This is a genomic window from Corynebacterium sp. HMSC055G02 (genome assembly GCF_001809065.1).
GTDB classification, from domain to species: domain Bacteria; phylum Actinomycetota; class Actinomycetes; order Mycobacteriales; family Mycobacteriaceae; genus Corynebacterium; species Corynebacterium jeikeium_D.
The window spans coordinates 1-2,243 of sequence record NZ_KV795669.1 but is presented as its reverse complement, the minus strand read 5'-3'; the positions used below and the strand labels follow the sequence as shown (position 1 = coordinate 2,243).

Sequence of the window (2,243 nt, the reverse complement as noted above, 5' to 3'; positions counted from 1 at the left end):
TTGTGTGGGGTTGGGTGCTGCGGCCCACTTTTGTGCCCACGAGTAAACAACATTTAATCGACAAATGTCGTGGCTTATATCTCGGGGTAGCTACCGATTTGGCTTAATTGCGGGTACTTAGAAGGGTCCGATGCGCAGTACACCGGTCGGAGGCTCCTCGAATTCTGGCACTGAGCTTGTTGGCATGTCCGATTCAGTTATTGCACTTCTGTGTTTACCACAGCCACTCATCCCGACATGCAGATACCGCGCTTCAATGGGGCTTTACTGCCAAGCTGTCCAAATAGGGATCCATACGCTTATTTGGAATTCGTCCTGATTCTTAAGGCCCTACCTACGAGACAACGCGGCGCCATCCAAGGTCGCGCCAAAAGGAAATCCCGTATGGGCGAGGTATTGCCTGCGCCCATACGGGAATGTGTTGTATTTAATTACGCCAGCGCGGTCTGGGATTGAGCTATCCAGCCACGCTAATCAAAGTACCGAAGTTAGTTATTACTGCTTGGCTTAGCGGGCGGGACGTCGCCGTAGCCGTCGTGGTCCTTATCTTCAGAGTTGATACCTCCGCGGAAGGTGTCGTGAGCGCTCGGAGTAACTGCGTGCGGTGCACGGTCGGCGGTGTTGAACAAAAGGTTCAAGATAATAGCTGCGACGGAACCTACGCAGATTCCTGAGGCCATAAACGTTTGTGCCCATGCCGGCAGTCCGGAGAATAGTTCGGGCGATACAGCCGGAAGCAATGCCAGTGCCAACGGAATACCAACCACGATCACGTTGGATTCAGTGAACTTAACCTTGGATAGGGTGCGGACGCCGGATGCTGCGACCATGCCGAACAAGGCGATACCGGCACCTCCCAAAACTGGAGCCGGGATAGCAGCAACGAGAGCGGCCGTCTTTGGAATCAGTCCCAGAATCAGCAGCATTCCGCCTGCAGCTGCGGTAACCCATCGGGATCGCACGCCCGTGATGGACAGGACGCCGATGTTCTGGGCAAACGCCGTGTATTCGAAGGTATTGAAAATACCGCCGATCACGGTCGCAGCACCGTCGGCACGCAGTGTGTCGGCAATACGGCGATTATCAATCTCGGTCTCGGTAATCTCACCGATTGCAAGCACATCTCCAGTCGCCTCGACCATAGTCACAAGCGAGACAATGCACATGGCAAATACAGCCGAGAAGACAAACTCAGGCATGCCGAAGTAGAACGGATGTGTCAGCCCAAAGATTGGTGAGTCCTTAGTCCCAGACCAATCCACCATTCCCAATGGAATGCACAGCAGCAACCCAGAAATCATGCCCACTAGAACGGCGATTCGGGCGAGCCATTCCGGTGCCCAACGCTCAATACTGAGAATCAAGACCAACACAAACACAGCTACTGCCAAGTTTTGGGGCGTGCCGAAATCAGGAGTGTCCTTGACTTCAGCACCGCCACCAACCCAGTCAGCTGCGACTGGCATAAGCGTCGTACCGATAATCAATAGCACCGTGCCAGTGACCAACGGCGGAAATAGACGTAGAAGCGATGCAAAAAGCGGTGCAAAGAGCATCATGAAAATGCCCGATGCAATCACCGAACCGTAGATTGCGGGCACGCCGTATTGCGATCCGATAGTGACCATCGGAATGGCGGCAGAGAAGGTACAGCCCTGAATCAGTGGTAACCGCACACCAAATCGCCAAATACCCACCGACTGCACGATGGTGGCGATGCCGGCAACAAACAGGTCCGCGGCAATTAGGTGCGGAATATCGGATGGGGACATACGCCCGGCATCCACAAGTGCCCAGCCCACGAAAAGCGGGACTGCCACCGCGCCTGCATACGCGGCGAGCACATGTTGAAAGCCGAGTACAAGCAATTTCACATGGCCCGGATACTCATCGACCGGATGGACCGGCCGGGCATCGGTCTTCGTTGATGTAGTCACAGTTCGACTTTAGTTCCCTAGCCCAGCTTTTCCTCACTGGAGCTTTCTATTGGGGTGGTTTCGCTCCATCTCGCTTTACGACGAAGGCCTCGAGACTTGTCACTTTGCTGAGATAACTCGTGAGTGTGCGTAAGAAGCCGGTGAACGAACGCATTGCCGAACAGCTTTAAGTGAAACTCTAGGGTTATGGTCTTCTATTAGCTCGAAAGTACCCAAGAAAGTCATTGTGACCTGGGGGTTCGCTTTATGTGTGAAGTGTGTGTAATGTATCCGGGGTCAGCGCGACAGGGCGATGTGATTGCTTGT

Annotated in this window: 1 protein-coding gene; it reads right to left on the bottom strand. The window is 53.9% G+C overall.

What is annotated here, in order from left to right; all coding sequences use genetic code 11:
* Positions 1-488 precede the first annotated feature (488 nt).
* Positions 489-1,937, bottom strand: a complete 1,449-nt coding sequence (locus tag HMPREF2547_RS07960) for a nucleobase:cation symporter-2 family protein (protein ID WP_049189566.1) — start codon at positions 1,935-1,937, stop codon at positions 489-491.
* Positions 1,938-2,243: the final 306 nt, after the last annotated feature.